The sequence below is a fragment of the Flavobacterium nitrogenifigens genome (genome assembly GCF_003254565.1).
GTDB classification, from domain to species: Bacteria; Bacteroidota; Bacteroidia; order Flavobacteriales; family Flavobacteriaceae; genus Flavobacterium; species Flavobacterium nitrogenifigens.
Window position 1 is genome coordinate 245884 of the sequence record NZ_QJRI01000182.1, and the last position, 15262, is coordinate 261145.

Sequence of the window (15262 nt, forward strand, 5' to 3'; positions counted from 1 at the left end):
TAACAAAAAAGCAGAACCGAAGTTCTGCTTTTCTCACTTTTCAAAATATTAATATTATTCTACTTCTGTTTTTATTGTAATAGGGAGATTGTATGCAGTTCTCACAGGTTTTCCGTCTAGAATTCCTGGAGCCCATTTTGTTTTTAATGATTTTAAAACTCTAATAGCTTCTTTTCCCATTCCGTAACCTGGATCATTTTTAACAATAATGTCAGTAATTGATCCGTCTTTCTCAACTACAAAAGAAACATACACTCTTAGTGTTTTTTCTACGTCAAGTTCTGGTCTATGGAAATTGTTTCCAACGTACTTGTAAAACTGCGCAATACCGCCTGGAAATTCTGGAAGTTTATCCAAAATAGCCGTAGAGACAGGTTCGTTAGTCGGTGGTGCAACTGAAGCTGCTTCGCCATTTCCTCCGCTTCCAGTTGTAGGCAATACATTTACTGAAGTTCCTGTTCCAGTAGCGTTCTCAACAACTGGCACATTGTCTGTATTAGCCGCGATTTCTTGTACAGCATCTTGAGTTCTTGTAACGACAGGATTGGTTAATTGAACCGCATCTGTTTGACTCGCTGCAGTTTGCTCTACAATCGGTGCTGGCGGTGCTGGCGGTGCTGGCGGTGGGGGTACAACAGTAGGGTCAATGTTTACGGGCGTTATCGGATCGTAAATCATTGGTTCTGGCTCAGCTTCAACAGGCGAAGTCCTAAATAATTTGCTAATAAGTACGGGTGCACTTCCTAAAGCCGTTATTAACAATAAACCCATAAAGAGAGCTGTAACAGAATTTTTAGAATTTTCTTGGCGTAATTGGTACGCGCCGTATTCTTTGTTTTTGTTCTCGAAAACAAGATCGGTCCACTTGTTTTCATAAATGCTTAATTTAGACATAATTTTTGGGTTTTAAGGTTAAGTAACTTTAAATCATACGCAGAAAAGGTTTTAGGTTTGAGCTAACAACGTAAATGTTGTAGTTTTAATGTTGAAGAAATGGTTTTATTTTAAGAATAAATATAGGAATAATTTATTCTTTATTTAAAGATAGTAAATTATCTGTTGCGTTCGATAATTTCTGCTAATAATTTTTTAGCGCGCAAAAGTTTTACTTTAACGCTGCTTAATGGTTCTTCAATCTTAGCAGCAATTTCCTGATAAGACATTTCCTGAAAATAACGAAGCTGAATTACTTCTTGGTAATGCGGTTTGAGTTCTTTGATGCATAGAAGCAGACGAGAAAGATTCTGTTCTTTGATTAATGCATCTTCTGCAGATGGAGTAGGATCGGCAATGTTGTATGCCTGTTGGTCTTCGTTGTCAGTAATTTCGATAAAAAGATTGGTTTTCTTTTTTCGCAGCAAATCAATATAGACATTTTTTGCAATTGCAATTAGCCAGGTATTGAACTGAAATTCTGAATTATAAGAAGCAATTTTATCAAAAGCTTTGGAGAAAGTTTCTATGGTAATATCTTCTGCGGTGGTTTCATTTTCGGTACGTTTGAGCATAAATGAATACACCTCATTCCAATAATGATCTAATAAAAAAGTAAAGGCGATCTGATCGCCTTTTTTTGCTTTTTCTATTTTAGAATTTATTTCCAATATACGGGTTTTGAAAAGATATTAGTTATAAAGATATTAATTTGCGTTAATATAAGCGCTATCTCAACAACTGGAAACCAAATTTTAATATCTTTTTCTTTTAATTTTCCTGCTGAACATCCAACGACAGTCCACACTATTGTATAGCGTGTTGCTAAAATTGCTAATACGGCGATCCATTGAAATTGAAATGCTAACAGAATAATAACTAATATAAAGAAGAAAAATTGTGAAAGGAAGAATAATCCTAATTGCAATTTATCAAAAAATTTGTAATGTTCTGCAGTAGAAATATGTCTTCTTTTCTGAGTAAACCATTCTTTATAGGTTTTCTTAGGTTCTGAATAGGTAAAACTTTCAGGTGTATAAGAAATAGTTGTATTTGCTTTATTGGCTGCTTGATTAATGAATAAATCGTCGTCGCCAGAGCGAATCTGAATATGATCGATAAAACCATTTACATTAAAAAACTCTTCTTTTTTGTAGGCAAGATTTCTTCCAACCCCCATATATGGAAGTCCCATTTTGGCCCATGAAAAATATTGAATTGCTGTTAAGACAGTTTCAAAACGAATTATTTTATTTAAAAATGAACGCTCTACTTTTTCATAACCTCCATAACCTAAAACGATTGTTTTGTTCATGGTAAACTGCGAAGTCATAGAAGTAATCCAATCTTTAGAACTTGGGAAGCAATCTGCGTCTGTAAAAAGTAAGTAATCCTTTTTTGCAGCTTTTATTCCAAGCGTTAAAGCATATTTTTTATTTCCCCAAAAAGCTTCATTATTTTCAACTTTTACTAGACGGATATTAGGGAATTCTTTTTCAAATTCTTCAAAAACTTCAAGAGTTTCATCACTCGATGCATCGTCAATTAAAACAACTTCAAAATCAGGGTAATCTTGTTGTGCCAAAAGCGGAATATATTTTTTAACATTCTCTTCTTCGTTTTTAGCGCATACAATTACCGAAACAGGTAGGTTTTTAGGCTTCACGTGCTGTGGTTTGGCAAAAGCAAATTTTCCAAAAACTCCGAGATAATAAAAAAGTTGAACTGCAACAATAGCAATAAAAAAGTAAAATATGTATATAAGCATCTGATTTATTTGGTTCTATTAATTTCACGTTCTGCGACTGCAAATGTAATTATCAATTCGCTAAATTCAATAGCTAAAGCCGATTTACTTTCGGCATTTTGACATTTCTTTTGCAACAGCAATAGACTGAGGGTTTTCGGTTTTTTCCAATTCCGAAATTATGTTTTTATAATTGTGATCGTTGCGGTTTTGAGAGAGTTTTTTCGTAGCTTGAATTTCTTCAATTTCGATTTCAAAACCAAAGATTCCTCGTGCTTCGCGCATGGTTTTTTCAGATAAATTTTCAACACGAACAGGATTTTTAGAATTAGCTTCGTATTTATCTACAAGCTTTTTTAATTGCTCGACTGAAGTTTCATAATCAACAATCTTGATTCTTCCATAAACATGTACGGCTATATAATTCCAAGTCGGAACATTTTCGTGATCATACCAAGAAGAAGAAATATAACTATGCGGACCTGTAAAAACAGCCAAAACCTGGTCATTTTCCTTAAAACCTTCAGCTTGTGGATTGAGTTTTGAAATATGACCTTGCAAGATTTCTTTTCCTTCCCCATTCAATTCCAATTCTATCGGAATATGAGTTGCATATAATTTTCCGTTAGTCTGATTAATCAGGATTCCAAAACTATTTTCTTTCAAAAAAGCTCTTATTTCTTCCTGATTTTCGTTTTTGTATAAATCTGGTGTATACATTTTTTTGCTTTTAGTTAGATGTCCTAATAAAAAACTATTCCTTATTTAGCTTTCAATTGTTTCTCCGCTTAAAGTAAACAATTTTGAATTAGCACTTAGATAAATAATCGAAACGCCAATAACTGTAAAAATTACGCCTTCTATTAAACACTGTGTTGCAAGATCATCTGAAAGTAAGACTCTTATTGGTCTAAAAAAGGCAGAGAATATCTCTTTTCTGAAAAATTTTAATCTTAAAAGGACATAAAGAGCGATTGCTAATAAAATAGTATTTATCGATGAAAGTTTGCTTTTCCAATTAAGATAAGCAATATACAATACTCCTATTAATAAGGCAAAAAATATCCAAATATAAACACTAGGCCAGAAATTTAGAACATCTTCGTTTGTGGGGAATAATTTGTTCCAGTTTTTTTGTTTTTGAAAATGAAATTGATTTCTTATCAAAATGATTTTATCAGCAACAGTGTATAGTCTTAATTGAAAAATTCCGTTAATGAAGAAAATCATACCCAAGAATTGAATAAAAAGAGCTGCTATATTTAATTTTTTCATTAAAATCTTAATAATGAAGTTGTTTAAATTACATTAACTTCCGCTTCGATTTGAATGCCGAATTTTTCGAAAACGGTTTTTTGAACTTCTTTAGAAACGGCCAAAATTTCTTGTCCTGTCGCGTTTCCGTAATTCACCAAAACCAAAGCTTGGTTTTTATGAACTCCCGCATCTCCAAAACGTTTTCCTTTAAAACCAGCTTGTTCAATCAGCCATCCTGCTGGAACTTTTACTTCAGTCTCTGAAACTTCGTAGAATTTCATTTCTGGAAATTTCTGATGGATTTTCTCAAAATCAGATTTCAATAAAATCGGATTTTTGAAGAAACTGCCGCTATTTCCTAATTCTTTCGGATCTGGCAATTTGCTTTGTCTTATGGCAATTACAGCATTACTCACATCTTTTAAGGTTGGTTCTGTAATGTTGTTTTTGGCCAATTCTGCCAAAATATCCCCGTAAGAAGTATTGATTTTATGATTGCGTTTCGTCAATTTAAAAATAACCGAAGTAATAATATATTGGTCTTTTACTTCGTTTTTGAAAATGCTTTCACGGTAGCCAAAATTACATTCGGCATTGTCGAAAATTTTCATTTCCTGAGTGGCAATATTCATCGCTTCGCAAGAAACAAAAGTATCTTTAATCTCAGTTCCATAAGCCCCAATATTCTGAACGGGAGTTGTACCCACATTTCCTGGAATTAGAGACATGTTTTCTAATCCTCCAAAATTATTATCGATGGTCCATAAAACGAAATCATGCCAAGTTTCGCCCGCTTGACTTTCAACCCAGACAAAATCTTCGTCTTCTTTAATCGTTTTTTTGCCTTTTAAATCGATATGAATCACCAAAGCGTCAATGTCTTTGGTTAAAAGCATATTGCTACCGCCGCCAAGAATGAATTTTTTCTCGTTTTTGTTTGCTGACAAAATGGTTTTTAATTCGTCAACAGAATGTACTGCAACAAATTGTTTTGCACTAGCTTCAATGCCGAAAGTATTGTATTTTTTTAAAGAAAAATTGGATTGGATTTCCATAAATAAAAGGCTTTTTAATATGGTTCAAAAGTAAGGATTATAATTTATTTGAAATGGGTTTTAAATAAATATCAGAATTCAAAAAACAAATTGATTTCTTTTGTAGATTTGAAAGAATTATAATGTTATAATTATGGCTGAAATTTTCCGTAAGAATAAGATTTTACTCTTTTTAGGGTTGTTTTTGTCAATATCAGCTTCTGCACAAGTTGTTAGTATTGAAGGAGAATGGAGTACAAAGGATATAATTGGTTATTCTAATGTTTTCGAATATTCTTTAATAAAAGAAAAGCAACTAAGTGAAGGACGCAGTGTAATATTTAATTTAAACGGTACATTTTCATGTGGTGAACCAATGATATGCCCTAATGGATGTTCTGTTTATACTTCAGGTTCTTACACGATGGTTGATAATGATCATATACGTATCGCTGTTGAAAATGTGCGTTTTGTTGGGTTTTATTGTGGCAATCTAAGAACAAAGCAGGAAAATAAGAGTAAAGACTTAGGTCTTTTTTATATTTATAAAGAAGGTGATGCAGTTCGATTAATTCCTAGCAATGGTGTATTGCAGGAAGATAAAGATAAAATGCTTTATGCTCAAATGCTTGATTCTTTTAAGAAAGAATGGAGGTCTTATGTTTTTGTATGGAATGATACAGATGGAAATCTGCCAGATGAAATTTTGAAAGATTGTAAAGACAAAAGAAAACAGATTGATTTATCTAATTATAAAATTGTGTCTTCTAAAAATGAAAACTATGGGAATGTTTTTCTTTTACGAGAAAATGAAAATTTTTACTACGTAGTTTATAATGCTGTGGACAAAAAAGTTTCTTTGGCTTATCCGAAATAATTTTTTTCTAACTTAAAAGACGCAAAGTTTGCGCAAAGTTCGCAAAGCTTCGCGTTCCTAGCGTAACCCCTTGCGGACTTTGCGGTTAAATATTTCTAGAATTCAACAACTCATGATATTTCTTTGAAATAACCTTCATATTAATATCATAATTAGCATTTTCCTCCACAAATTTTCTATTTCGAATAATGGACTGATTTCGAGATTCAGCATTTTCAAAAGACCAGATTAATTCATTGGCCAGCATTTCGATATTATCAATTTCAATTAATTGGCCGTTTTCGCGATGCGTGATCCAACTCTGGTTTCCAGGAATGTCGGAAACAATAGGATAACAATTGCAAGCCATTGCTTCAAATAAAGATGCCGAAACGCCTTCGGTAATTGGCATGCTGATGTAAATATTGGATTGCTGCAATAATTTTGGAAGTTCTGTATTCGGGATTCTTCCTGTAAAAATCACTTTATTTTCTATTTGGAGTTCTTTTGCTAAATCTTTTAAAAATTGCAATCTGTTTCCGTCGCCAACAATTGTCAATGAAAAATCAATTCCTTTTTGGTTTAAAATTTCGAAAGCTTTTAAAATTGAATCATGACGATATTCTGGCTGCAACGAACGTGTTACAATGGCTTCAATTTTGTTTGAATTGTTTGTCGAAGGAGTAAAAAGCGATAAATCAATTCCTTTTGGAAGAATCAAGACCTTGTTCATGTCAACACCGACTTCTTTCATGTGAATTGCCATTACAGGTCCCCAAGCGTGAATTAAATGCGCTTTCTTAAAAGCATATTTTTGAATAAATTTTTTAAAAGGATACAATTTAGACTCTTCTGGCCATAAATCGGTACGGCCTTGTTGTGCTATGGCAATTGTTTTAGAACCAGATATTGCGGCTAAGAAACCATAACTTGTAGTTCTTTCGGCAATGACCATATCTGGTTTTTCGTTTTTAATTATTTTTCGAATGGAAATAGGAGCGAAGAAATACTCTAAAATACGTTTAAATCTGTGGGTGTTTGATGTTTGAAGTTCCCAAGTGATAATTTCAAAATCACCAAATTCTTTCAGGCCTTTCATCCAAGTGATAGCATCGGCACGATAAGATTCTCCAAGAAAAAGTATTTTCCTTTTCATTATAAAAGTTTTTTCGCCACGAATTCACGAATTAATTTTGAATAATTCGTGAATTCGTGGCGATTTTTTTATCTCTAAAATTCTTCAGTATCTAAAGCGCGATTTATAAATTCGTTTAGCGGTTTTAGAGCAATCAGTTTCTGGCTTATCTTTTTTACGAAATCTTTCTGAGTAACTTCAGAGATGTCATATTTTTGAGTTGCTGTAAAACTTTTCAGTTTTAAGAACTCAATTGCAGGATGATCTTTTTCGTAACCGCGAGGCATGCTTTTAAGCGAATTATTTTCGTTAAAATCTAAACTTCCAAATTCCTTTTTAAAGTTTTTATCATTTAAAATTTCCTGTAAATCATCATAGAAAAAAGCAATTTCTTTGCGAACCTTTTTCAAATCTTCCGATTCAGGAGAATAAAATCCGCCGGCAATAAAACTGGCTCCTTTTTCAATATGCACATAATATCCGGAACGGTTTAAACCTTTGGTTCCGCCAGACATCCAGATTCCTAGATGTGCTTTATAAGGCGATTTGTCTTTAGAAAAACGAATGTCACGATTGATTCTAAAAGTACAGTTTTTGACTTCCAATAATTCTAATGAAGGATCAAGTGGTTTCATCGCGTCAAGAAAGTCGCTCACCAATTGATGATAGTCTTTCTTGAAAACTTCGTATCGTTTCTTATTGTCCTGAAACCATTCTCTGTTATTGTTCTTTTTTAAATCGTCTAAAAATTGCAATGATTCTTTCGCTAGCATATTCTGTGTTTTTTGAATGCAGTTACTTTTTTTCTAATTCGTTTTTTTAGTTTGCCACTAATTGCACGAATTTACACTAATTTATTTTCTTATTTAGCCACAAATTAAAAGATTTACACAGATTGAATCATTTTAATCCTTGCAATCTGTGGTAAAAATAATTCGCGTAAATTCGTGAAATTAGTGGCAAAAAAAACTTTACAAATTAAATATCTTATAAGTCTGATGTGTTGATTTTACAATTGCTTCAGTTCTTTCTGGATGTGTGTCCGATATAAAAAGCTGCCCAAACGTTTCGCTATTTACCATTTCTACAATTTTGGCGACACGAGTTTCGTCTAGTTTGTCAAAAATATCATCAAACAAAAGAATTGGTTTTACACCGCTCTGTTTTTTTAGAAATTCAAATTGAGCAAGTTTTAAGGCAATCAGAAAAGATTTTTGCTGTCCTTGCGATCCGAATTTTTTTATTGGATGTGAATCAATTTCAAAAGATAAATCATCTTTATGAATTCCTACAGTTGTGTAGTGCAGCGCTCGATCTTTATTGATGTTTTCCTGTAAAAGCGTTAGTAAGTCTTTTTCAAACAAATGACTTTCGTAAACCAGTTGTACAGATTCTTCAGATCCTGTTATTGCTTGATGATGTATATTAAATATAGGTATAAACTGTTCTAAAAAATCTTTTCGTTTTTCAAAAATCGATTTCCCATATTCATTTAATTGCTCATTATATATAGATAAGGTATCATTGTCAAAAGTATGATTGAGCGCAAAATATTTCAAAAGTGCATTTCGCTGCACAATTACTTTTTGATATTGAATAAGCTGATGAAGATAAGTAGAGTCTAATTGCGAAATCACGCTGTCCATGAATTTACGGCGCGTTTCGCTTCCTTCAATAATTAAATCGCGATCTGCTGGCGAAATAATTACTAGTGGAATAAACCCGATATGATCTGAAAATTTATCGTAAGGTTTTCCATTTCGTTTTAAAACCTTTTTCTGTCCTTTTTTCAAACTGCAGACAATCTGCTCTGTTCTTTCGTTCTTTTCCAGTTCTGCATCAATAACAAAAAATTCTTCTCCATGCTTGATGTTTTGAACCGCCAACGGATTAAAATAACTTTTTCCGTAAGCCAAATGATAAATAGCATCGAGTACATTGGTTTTTCCAATGCCATTTTTTCCCACAAAACAGTTGATTTTAATGTCAAAATCAAAACTTGCTTCTGAAAAGTTTTTATAATTGAATAATGAGATTTTGTTTAAATGCATTTTTTCGGGACTCCACGTGTAAAATTTACCCTTTTTGAACGGTAAAAATTTGAGGCTGCAAATTACCGAAAATTATCGATATAATTGGCTTTAGGGCTTTCTTGAGCTTATTTATTTTACCACTTCCTCGAAAGGATGAGCGAATAAGGAAAATATTTCTTTTAAAATAGTGATAAAATTGAAATTTTTTACCTCAGTTTCAAGAAAAATTTTATTTTTGCCGTTCACTAAATAAATTTTAAATGGCAACTTACAATAAAAGAGGATATAAGACACCAAAAGAAAAGGAAGTAAAAGAGGTGGTTACTGAAGAGCAACAAGTAATTATTGACGAAAAAGACAGTACTACAGCTGGAGTTTTCTCAAAATTAGATGAAACTGCTTCAAGAACTGAGGATTGGGTGGCTAAAAATCAAAAAATCATTATTGGTTTAGTTGCTGGTATTGCAGTTGCTACAATTGGATATTTGGCTTACCAAAAATTTATTGCAACTCCTAAACAAGAAGAGGCTGCAAGTGAAATGTTTGTTGCTCAACAAAACTTTGAAAAAGCGGTGAACGGTGTTTCTAGCGATTCATTATTCAAATTATCTTTAAACGGTTCAGAAGGTAAATTCGGATTTATCAAAATCGCTGACGAATATTCTGGAACAGACGCTGGAAACTTGGCAAACTACTATGCTGGTATTGCTTACTTGAATACTGGTAAATTTGATGAGGCAATTAAATATTTAGGTGAATTCAAATCTGAAGATGTAGTTTTAAGCGCATTAGCTAAAGGTGCTACAGGAGATGCTTATTCTCAAAAAAATCAGCAAAAAGAAGCTTTAGATTTTTATGTAAAAGCTGCTGAGTCTAACAAAAACGATTTTACAACACCTCGTTTCTTATTAAAAGCTGGAAAAACAGCTTTAGCTTTAGGACAAAAAGAAGATGCATTGAAATATTTCAATGACATTAAAGATAATTACGACAGTACTCCAGAAGCAGCATCTGTTGATGCTTTGATTGGATTAGCACAATAAAAATTTTAGACTTTAGATTTTAGATTGTAGATTTGTAAAGAATCTAAATTCGAAAATCAAAAATCTAAAATATTACAGATGGCTACTGAAAATAAAAATCTATCAGAATACGATAAAAACACAATCCCAAACGCGAAAGACTTTCGGTTTGGGATTGTTGTTTCTGAATGGAATGATACTATAACAGAGGGACTTTATAATGGTGCTTTTGACGCTCTAGTTGATTGCGATGTTCCGGCTCAGCAAATTATCCGTTGGAATGTTCCGGGAAGTTTTGAGTTGATTTATGGAGCAAAAAAAATGCTTCAGACTCAAAATGTTGATGCAGTTATTGTAATTGGATGCGTAATTCAAGGAGAAACCAAACATTTTGATTTTGTCTGCGAAGGAGTTACACAAGGAATTAAAGATTTGAATGTTCAAACGGATATTCCAGTTATTTTCTGTGTTTTAACAGACAATAATATGCAGCAGTCAATTGACAGAAGTGGAGGTGCTCACGGAAACAAAGGAACTGAAGCGGCAATTGCGGCAATCAAAATGGCTTACATTCGTCAGCAGGCTTCAATGTCTCATGCTTTCAACCAGCCATTATTGACTTCTGGAGCACTTCAAATTGAAGATTCTCCGAAAAAAATAGAAAACGAATAAAGCACGTTTGTCTTAAAAATATTAAAACCTATACTGTTAAAAGTGTAGGTTTTTTTTATGCTTTTTTTGTGATTCTATTAAGTTCTGTCAAATTCTGAATTATATTACATTTGAGTTGATCTTAATTATGCTTCTATGAAAAAATATCTACTTTACGCTTTTGTTTTATGTTTCGGTTTAAGTCATGCTCAGAATAGAATCAATGAAAATTTGAAAAAAGAGCTAGATTCTATCATGAAATCGGATCAGATTCTTAGAGAATATATCAATTTTGATACTTCTGAAGATCGAAAAAAGGAAATAGTAAAAGAACTCGGGCGTGAAAATGATCCGAATTTTAGAAAGGGCATTTGGCTTGAAATGCAAAAAAGAGATTCTCTTAACTTGATTAAGGTTGAAGGAATTATTAAGCAGTATGGCTATCCAGGAAAAAATTTAGTTGGCGAACCAACCAATATTGCGGTATGGTACGTTATTCAGCATAGTTCGAAAATTGGAGAATATTTGCCAATGATCGAACAGGAAGCGAAAAAGAAGGAGATACCTTTTACTTACTTTGCTAAAATGCAAGATCGTTATCTAACCCAGCAAGGAAAAGAACAGATTTATGGAACACAGGGCCAGATGAAACAAATAACAAACAAGCAGACAGGAAAAAAAGAGTTTTTTAATTATGTTTCACCAATTCAAAATCCTGCTAAAGTTAACGATCGAAGAAAGAAAGCTGGTTTTACAACCACAGTTGAAGAAAATGCAAAAGAAATGGGAATGGAATACAAGGTTTATACCTTGGATGAAATTAAGAAAATGGACTAGTTTTTTTTGTGTCTAAACTACAATCTTTCTGTTTTATAGGCTGTTGTAGTTTTTGTTTTTTTTATGATTATTCTTATTCTAAAAGCCGACCAAAATTCATTAAATTTGTACTTCTTGGTTTGCAAAAAACCAAATCTAACTTTTAAACCTATTTTTGCTTAATGTCGAGTATTATTCAATTGCTTCCTGATCACGTTGCTAACCAAATTGCTGCTGGAGAAGTGGTTCAAAGACCAGCTTCAGTCGTAAAAGAATTGTTAGAAAATGCGGTCGATGCCAAAGCAACTGATATCAAATTAATTATAAAAGATGCTGGTAAATCGCTAGTGCAAGTTATCGATAACGGAGTCGGAATGACTGTTACTGATGCTCGCTTGTGTTTTGCCCGCCATGCAACTTCAAAAATCCGTCAGGCTGAAGATTTGTTTTCACTTGGAACAAAAGGTTTCCGTGGAGAAGCGTTGGCCTCTATTGCGGCAATCGCCCACATGGAGATGAAAACAAAACAAGATCAAGACGAACTTGGAACGCACATTGTAATTGAGGGAAGTAAATTTGTTTCGCAAGAGGTGGCCGTTTTGCCAAAAGGAACTTCGTTTGCGGTTAAAAACTTATTTTTTAATATTCCTGCTCGCCGTAATTTCTTAAAGTCAGATACGGTTGAATTTCGTCACGTAATGGATGAATTTCAGCGTGTAGCATTGGCACATCCAAATATTCATTTTAGTTTTTATCATAACGGAAGCGAAATGTACAATCTTCCTGCAGCAGGATACCGTCAGAGAATTGTAGGTATAATGTCTGGAAAAACAAATGAAAAGTTAGTTCCTGTAAACGAAGATACTGAGATTATCAATGTTCAAGGTTTTGTATGCAAACCTGAGTTTGCAAAGAAAAATAGGGGAGAGCAGTTCTTTTTTGTAAACGATCGATTTATAAAAAGCAGTTTCCTTCACCATGCCGTTATGTCTGCATACGACGGATTGCTGAAAGATGGTTCTCAGCCAAGTTATTTCTTATACCTGCAAGTTCCGCCAAATACAATTGATATCAATATTCATCCAACTAAGACAGAAATTAAGTTTGATGATGAGCAAGCTCTTTATGCTATTCTACGTGCATCCATCAAACATAGTTTAGGACAGTTTAATGTTGCTCCAGTTTTAGATTTCGATAGAGATGCCAATTTAGATACGCCATATCATTATAAAGATGTAGAAGTTGGAATTCCCACCATTCAGGTTGATGGAACTTTTAATCCTTTTACTGATGATAAAACCAATCAGCATTATAGTAAAGCTGCTTCGGGCTCGTCTGGATATAGTTCGGGTTCTTCTTTTTCGTCTTCATCAGGATCATCATCTTCTGGATCGTCGTATTCAGGATATTCTAAAAGAGTAGAGCCAACTGCAAGCTGGGAAAGTCTGTATGTTGGTTTGGATGTTGAAAATCCTGAAAGCATAGAAAGTTCGCCTTTTACATTCGAAAACGAGGAAGTAACTTCTTCTTTGTTTGATGATGAAGAAGTAGAACAAGCAACGCAAAAAACGTATCAAATACATAAAAAATACATTGTATCGCCAATAAAATCAGGAATGATTATTGTGGATCAGCAGCGTGCGCATCAGCGAATTTTGTACGAACAATTTTTGCTGAATATGACCGTAAATCAAGCTTCGAGCCAGCAGTTGCTTTTTCCTTTAGACTTGTTTTATTCGGCATCTGAAATGGAATTAATCGAAGAGTTAAAACCTTCGCTAGCAACAACTGGATTTGTCTTTGATGAAAGCAAAACTGATCATGTCGTAATTTCGGGAATTCCTGTAAATATCACAGAAAGCGAAGTTTCGCAGGTAATTGAGCAATTGTTGAGCGATTTGCAAGACGGAATTCCGGCAAACAGCTACAGTCAGAACGATACAATTGCCAAGTCAATGGCTAAAAGTTTAGCGGTTAAAACAGGATCTTATTTAACCGAAAAAGAACAAGATAATTTGGTAAACGGTTTGTTTGCCTGTAAAGATCCAAATATTTCACCTTTTCAAAAACCTACTTTCATCACGATGCGTGTTGAAGATATAGATAAAAAGTTTGCCGTATGATGAATATGACTCCAGTAGTTAAACAACTGCTAATTATTAATATTATTTTTTTTATTGGTTCTCAGTTGGTGCCAATATCTTACGAGTATTTTGCGATGTTCTTTCCAGAAAATCCAAGTTTCCGAGTATGGCAGCCTATTACGCATATGTTTATGCATGGCGGGATTATGCATATTGCGTTTAACATGTTTGCATTGGTTTCTTTTGGATCTGCTTTAGAGCATTTTTGGGGAGGTAAAAAGTTTTTATTTTTTTACATCTCTTGTGGTTTGGGTTCGGCATTGCTTCATACAGCGGTAAATTATTACTTTTTTGAGGATACAATTAATATCTTAACGGCAAATGGTTTTCATAAGGCTGATATCTTAAATATCTTAAGTCAGGGAAAAATCGACACAAGATGGCAAACTTTAGTAAATCCAGCTCAATTTGATGGATTTACAAGTGCTTATATTGGAACTGTTGTTGGGGCTTCTGGTGCTATTTACGGTTTGCTTACGGCTTTTGCTTTTATGTTTCCAAATGCAGAATTGGCACTTTTGTTTATTCCAGTTCCGATCAAAGCTAAATACTTTGTTCCTGGACTTTTATTAATGGATTTGTTTTTAGGTGTTAAAGGTACTTCTCTGTTTGGAGGAGGGGGAACAGGGATTGCGCATTTTGCCCATGTTGGTGGTGCGATTACTGGTTTTTTAATGATGTGGTACTGGAAAAAAAATCAGTTTAATAACAACCGTTGGAATTAATTTTTAACTTTAAAGTACGAATTCTAAAATAGAAGAATTTTTATGAATATTCTAGACGATTTAAAATTACAGTATCGATTGGGTGGTATCTCTATGCGAGTTATGTATTGGAACATAGCATGTTTTATTGTATCACTTATCTTTTTCTATCAATTTTCAGTAGGTCAGTTTGCATTTCCAAATTGGCTGGCTTTGTCGTCAGATCCTCAGGTTTTTATGTTTAAACCTTGGACTTTTTTAACCTATGCTTTTTTTCACGACGGATTTTTCCATCTGTTATTCAATATGATGGTGCTTAATTTTGCAAGCACTTTGTTCTTGACTTATTTTACTCAAAAACAATATTTAGGATTATATCTTTTAAGTGCTCTTTTTGCAGGAGTTGCTTTTGCGCTGAGTTTTTATTTTTCTAATATCACCGGTTCCATTGTTGGAGCTTCTGCTGCTATTATGGCTATTTTGGTGGCGGCAACCACTTATTCTCCTTTAATGAATGTGCGATTGTTTCTCTTTGGAAATGTGAAACTCTGGCATATAACAGCTGTTATTCTGATTTTAGATTTAATGCAGTTCCGTTTAGGGAATATGGGCGGACATATTTCGCATCTTGCGGGTGCTTTCTTCGGATTTGCCTATATTAAATTGCTTCAAAACGGTACCGATTTAAGTATCATTGTTTCTAAAACGTTAGATTTCTTTGTAAATCTTTTTAGAAAATCTCCTACGACCCCATTTACAAAAGTTCATAAAAATTACAAAAAACCTACAGAAAAAACGACATCAAGAATTGTTACGAAAGATAAAACGCAACAGCAGATTGATGAAATTTTAGACAAAATAAGCCAGTCGGGATACGATTGTCTGACAAAGGAAGAAAAAGAGTTTTTATTTAAAGCTGGAAAATAAACT

At 33.4% G+C, this 15262-nt stretch carries 16 protein-coding genes; 7 read left to right on the plus strand and 9 right to left on the minus strand.

The genetic code is table 11. From position 1 onward, the window contains the following. Positions 1 to 54: 54 nt before the first annotated feature. The 6 genes from DM397_RS22770 to murB form a co-directional block, all read right to left on the minus strand. Positions 55 to 894, minus strand: a complete 840-nt coding sequence (locus DM397_RS22770; protein WP_111379997.1) for an energy transducer TonB — start codon at positions 892 to 894, stop codon at positions 55 to 57. Between the two features lie 158 nt (positions 895 to 1052). Continuing rightward, complete coding sequence (locus DM397_RS22775; RefSeq protein WP_111379999.1) at positions 1053 to 1604, minus strand: RNA polymerase sigma factor; 552 nt, start codon at positions 1602 to 1604, stop codon at positions 1053 to 1055. Next, the gene (locus DM397_RS22780) at positions 1595 to 2701 is read right to left on the minus strand and encodes a glycosyltransferase (protein WP_111380001.1); all 1107 of its coding nucleotides are present in this window, start codon (positions 2699 to 2701) and stop codon (positions 1595 to 1597) included. The genes DM397_RS22775 and DM397_RS22780 overlap by 10 nt, the downstream gene beginning before the upstream one ends. An 84-nt stretch (positions 2702 to 2785) precedes the next feature. Continuing rightward, complete coding sequence (locus tag DM397_RS22785; protein ID WP_111380003.1) at positions 2786 to 3400, minus strand: FMN-binding negative transcriptional regulator; 615 nt, start codon at positions 3398 to 3400, stop codon at positions 2786 to 2788. A 45-nt stretch (positions 3401 to 3445) separates the two neighbouring features. Continuing rightward, positions 3446 to 3955, minus strand: a complete 510-nt coding sequence (locus DM397_RS22790) for a hypothetical protein (RefSeq protein WP_111380005.1) — start codon at positions 3953 to 3955, stop codon at positions 3446 to 3448. A gap of 23 nt (positions 3956 to 3978) precedes the next feature. After that, positions 3979 to 4992, minus strand: coding sequence for a UDP-N-acetylmuramate dehydrogenase (murB, locus tag DM397_RS22795; protein WP_111380007.1), 1014 nt, complete (start codon positions 4990 to 4992; stop codon positions 3979 to 3981). Between the two features lie 133 nt (positions 4993 to 5125). Between murB and DM397_RS22800 the strand changes: the two genes are divergently transcribed. Continuing rightward, entirely contained in the window at positions 5126 to 5848 is a 723-nt protein-coding gene (locus DM397_RS22800) for a hypothetical protein (RefSeq protein ID WP_111380009.1), read from the plus strand. Between the two features lie 85 nt (positions 5849 to 5933). Here the strand turns inward: DM397_RS22800 and DM397_RS22805 are convergent, their stop codons facing one another. From DM397_RS22805 to recF, 3 genes are all read right to left on the minus strand, one after another. Next, on the minus strand, positions 5934 to 6983 hold the full coding sequence (locus DM397_RS22805; protein WP_111380010.1) for a glycosyltransferase: 1050 nt from the start codon (positions 6981 to 6983) through the stop codon (positions 5934 to 5936). A 74-nt stretch (positions 6984 to 7057) separates the two neighbouring features. Continuing rightward, complete coding sequence (locus DM397_RS22810) at positions 7058 to 7735, minus strand: DUF2461 domain-containing protein (RefSeq protein WP_111380012.1); 678 nt, start codon at positions 7733 to 7735, stop codon at positions 7058 to 7060. A 198-nt stretch (positions 7736 to 7933) separates the two neighbouring features. Beyond that, positions 7934 to 9013, minus strand: coding sequence for a DNA replication/repair protein RecF (gene recF, locus DM397_RS22815; RefSeq protein WP_111380014.1), 1080 nt, complete (start codon positions 9011 to 9013; stop codon positions 7934 to 7936). Between the two features lie 242 nt (positions 9014 to 9255). Between recF and DM397_RS22820 the strand changes: the two genes are divergently transcribed. The 6 genes from DM397_RS22820 to DM397_RS22845 all read left to right on the plus strand — a co-directional run bounded on the left by DM397_RS22820 (position 9256) and on the right by DM397_RS22845 (position 15259). Then, entirely contained in the window at positions 9256 to 10038 is a 783-nt protein-coding gene (locus DM397_RS22820) for a tetratricopeptide repeat protein (RefSeq protein ID WP_111380015.1), read from the plus strand. 78 nt (positions 10039 to 10116) lie between these two features. Further along, positions 10117 to 10689, plus strand: coding sequence for a 6,7-dimethyl-8-ribityllumazine synthase (gene ribH, locus DM397_RS22825; protein WP_111363185.1), 573 nt, complete (start codon positions 10117 to 10119; stop codon positions 10687 to 10689). 135 nt (positions 10690 to 10824) lie between these two features. Continuing rightward, a complete protein-coding gene (locus tag DM397_RS22830; RefSeq protein ID WP_111380017.1) occupies positions 10825 to 11505 on the plus strand; it encodes a DUF6624 domain-containing protein in 681 nt (226 codons plus the stop codon). A 161-nt stretch (positions 11506 to 11666) separates the two neighbouring features. After that, positions 11667 to 13607: a DNA mismatch repair endonuclease MutL gene (mutL, locus tag DM397_RS22835; protein WP_111380019.1), complete on the plus strand. Its 1941-nt coding sequence runs from the start codon at positions 11667 to 11669 to the stop codon at positions 13605 to 13607. Next, positions 13604 to 14353, plus strand: coding sequence for a rhomboid family intramembrane serine protease (locus tag DM397_RS22840; protein WP_111380021.1), 750 nt, complete (start codon positions 13604 to 13606; stop codon positions 14351 to 14353). The genes mutL and DM397_RS22840 overlap by 4 nt, the downstream gene beginning before the upstream one ends. Positions 14354 to 14395: 42 nt before the next feature. Beyond that, complete coding sequence (locus DM397_RS22845) at positions 14396 to 15259, plus strand: rhomboid family intramembrane serine protease (RefSeq protein ID WP_111380023.1); 864 nt, start codon at positions 14396 to 14398, stop codon at positions 15257 to 15259. Positions 15260 to 15262: the final 3 nt, after the last annotated feature.

Excerpts from the sequence above, each read along its gene's own strand:
- DM397_RS22790 (WP_111380005.1), bottom strand. The coding sequence starts at position 3,955 with ATGAAAAAATTAAATATAGCAGCTCTTTTTATTCAATTCTTGGGTATG.
- DM397_RS22840 (WP_111380021.1), top strand. The coding sequence starts at position 13,604 with ATGATGAATATGACTCCAGTAGTTAAACAACTGCTAATTATTAATATT.
- mutL (WP_111380019.1), top strand. The coding sequence starts at position 11,667 with ATGTCGAGTATTATTCAATTGCTTCCTGATCACGTTGCTAACCAAATT.
- DM397_RS22780 (WP_111380001.1), bottom strand. The coding sequence starts at position 2,701 with ATGCTTATATACATATTTTACTTTTTTATTGCTATTGTTGCAGTTCAA.
- murB (WP_111380007.1), bottom strand. The coding sequence starts at position 4,992 with ATGGAAATCCAATCCAATTTTTCTTTAAAAAAATACAATACTTTCGGC.
- DM397_RS22820 (WP_111380015.1), top strand. The coding sequence starts at position 9,256 with ATGGCAACTTACAATAAAAGAGGATATAAGACACCAAAAGAAAAGGAA.
- DM397_RS22810 (WP_111380012.1), bottom strand. The coding sequence starts at position 7,735 with ATGCTAGCGAAAGAATCATTGCAATTTTTAGACGATTTAAAAAAGAAC.
- recF (WP_111380014.1), bottom strand. The coding sequence starts at position 9,013 with ATGCATTTAAACAAAATCTCATTATTCAATTATAAAAACTTTTCAGAA.
- ribH (WP_111363185.1), top strand. The coding sequence starts at position 10,117 with ATGGCTACTGAAAATAAAAATCTATCAGAATACGATAAAAACACAATC.
- DM397_RS22770 (WP_111379997.1), bottom strand. The coding sequence starts at position 894 with ATGTCTAAATTAAGCATTTATGAAAACAAGTGGACCGATCTTGTTTTC.
- DM397_RS22830 (WP_111380017.1), top strand. The coding sequence starts at position 10,825 with ATGAAAAAATATCTACTTTACGCTTTTGTTTTATGTTTCGGTTTAAGT.
- DM397_RS22800 (WP_111380009.1), top strand. The coding sequence starts at position 5,126 with ATGGCTGAAATTTTCCGTAAGAATAAGATTTTACTCTTTTTAGGGTTG.
- DM397_RS22785 (WP_111380003.1), bottom strand. The coding sequence starts at position 3,400 with ATGTATACACCAGATTTATACAAAAACGAAAATCAGGAAGAAATAAGA.
- DM397_RS22805 (WP_111380010.1), bottom strand. The coding sequence starts at position 6,983 with ATGAAAAGGAAAATACTTTTTCTTGGAGAATCTTATCGTGCCGATGCT.
- DM397_RS22845 (WP_111380023.1), top strand. The coding sequence starts at position 14,396 with ATGAATATTCTAGACGATTTAAAATTACAGTATCGATTGGGTGGTATC.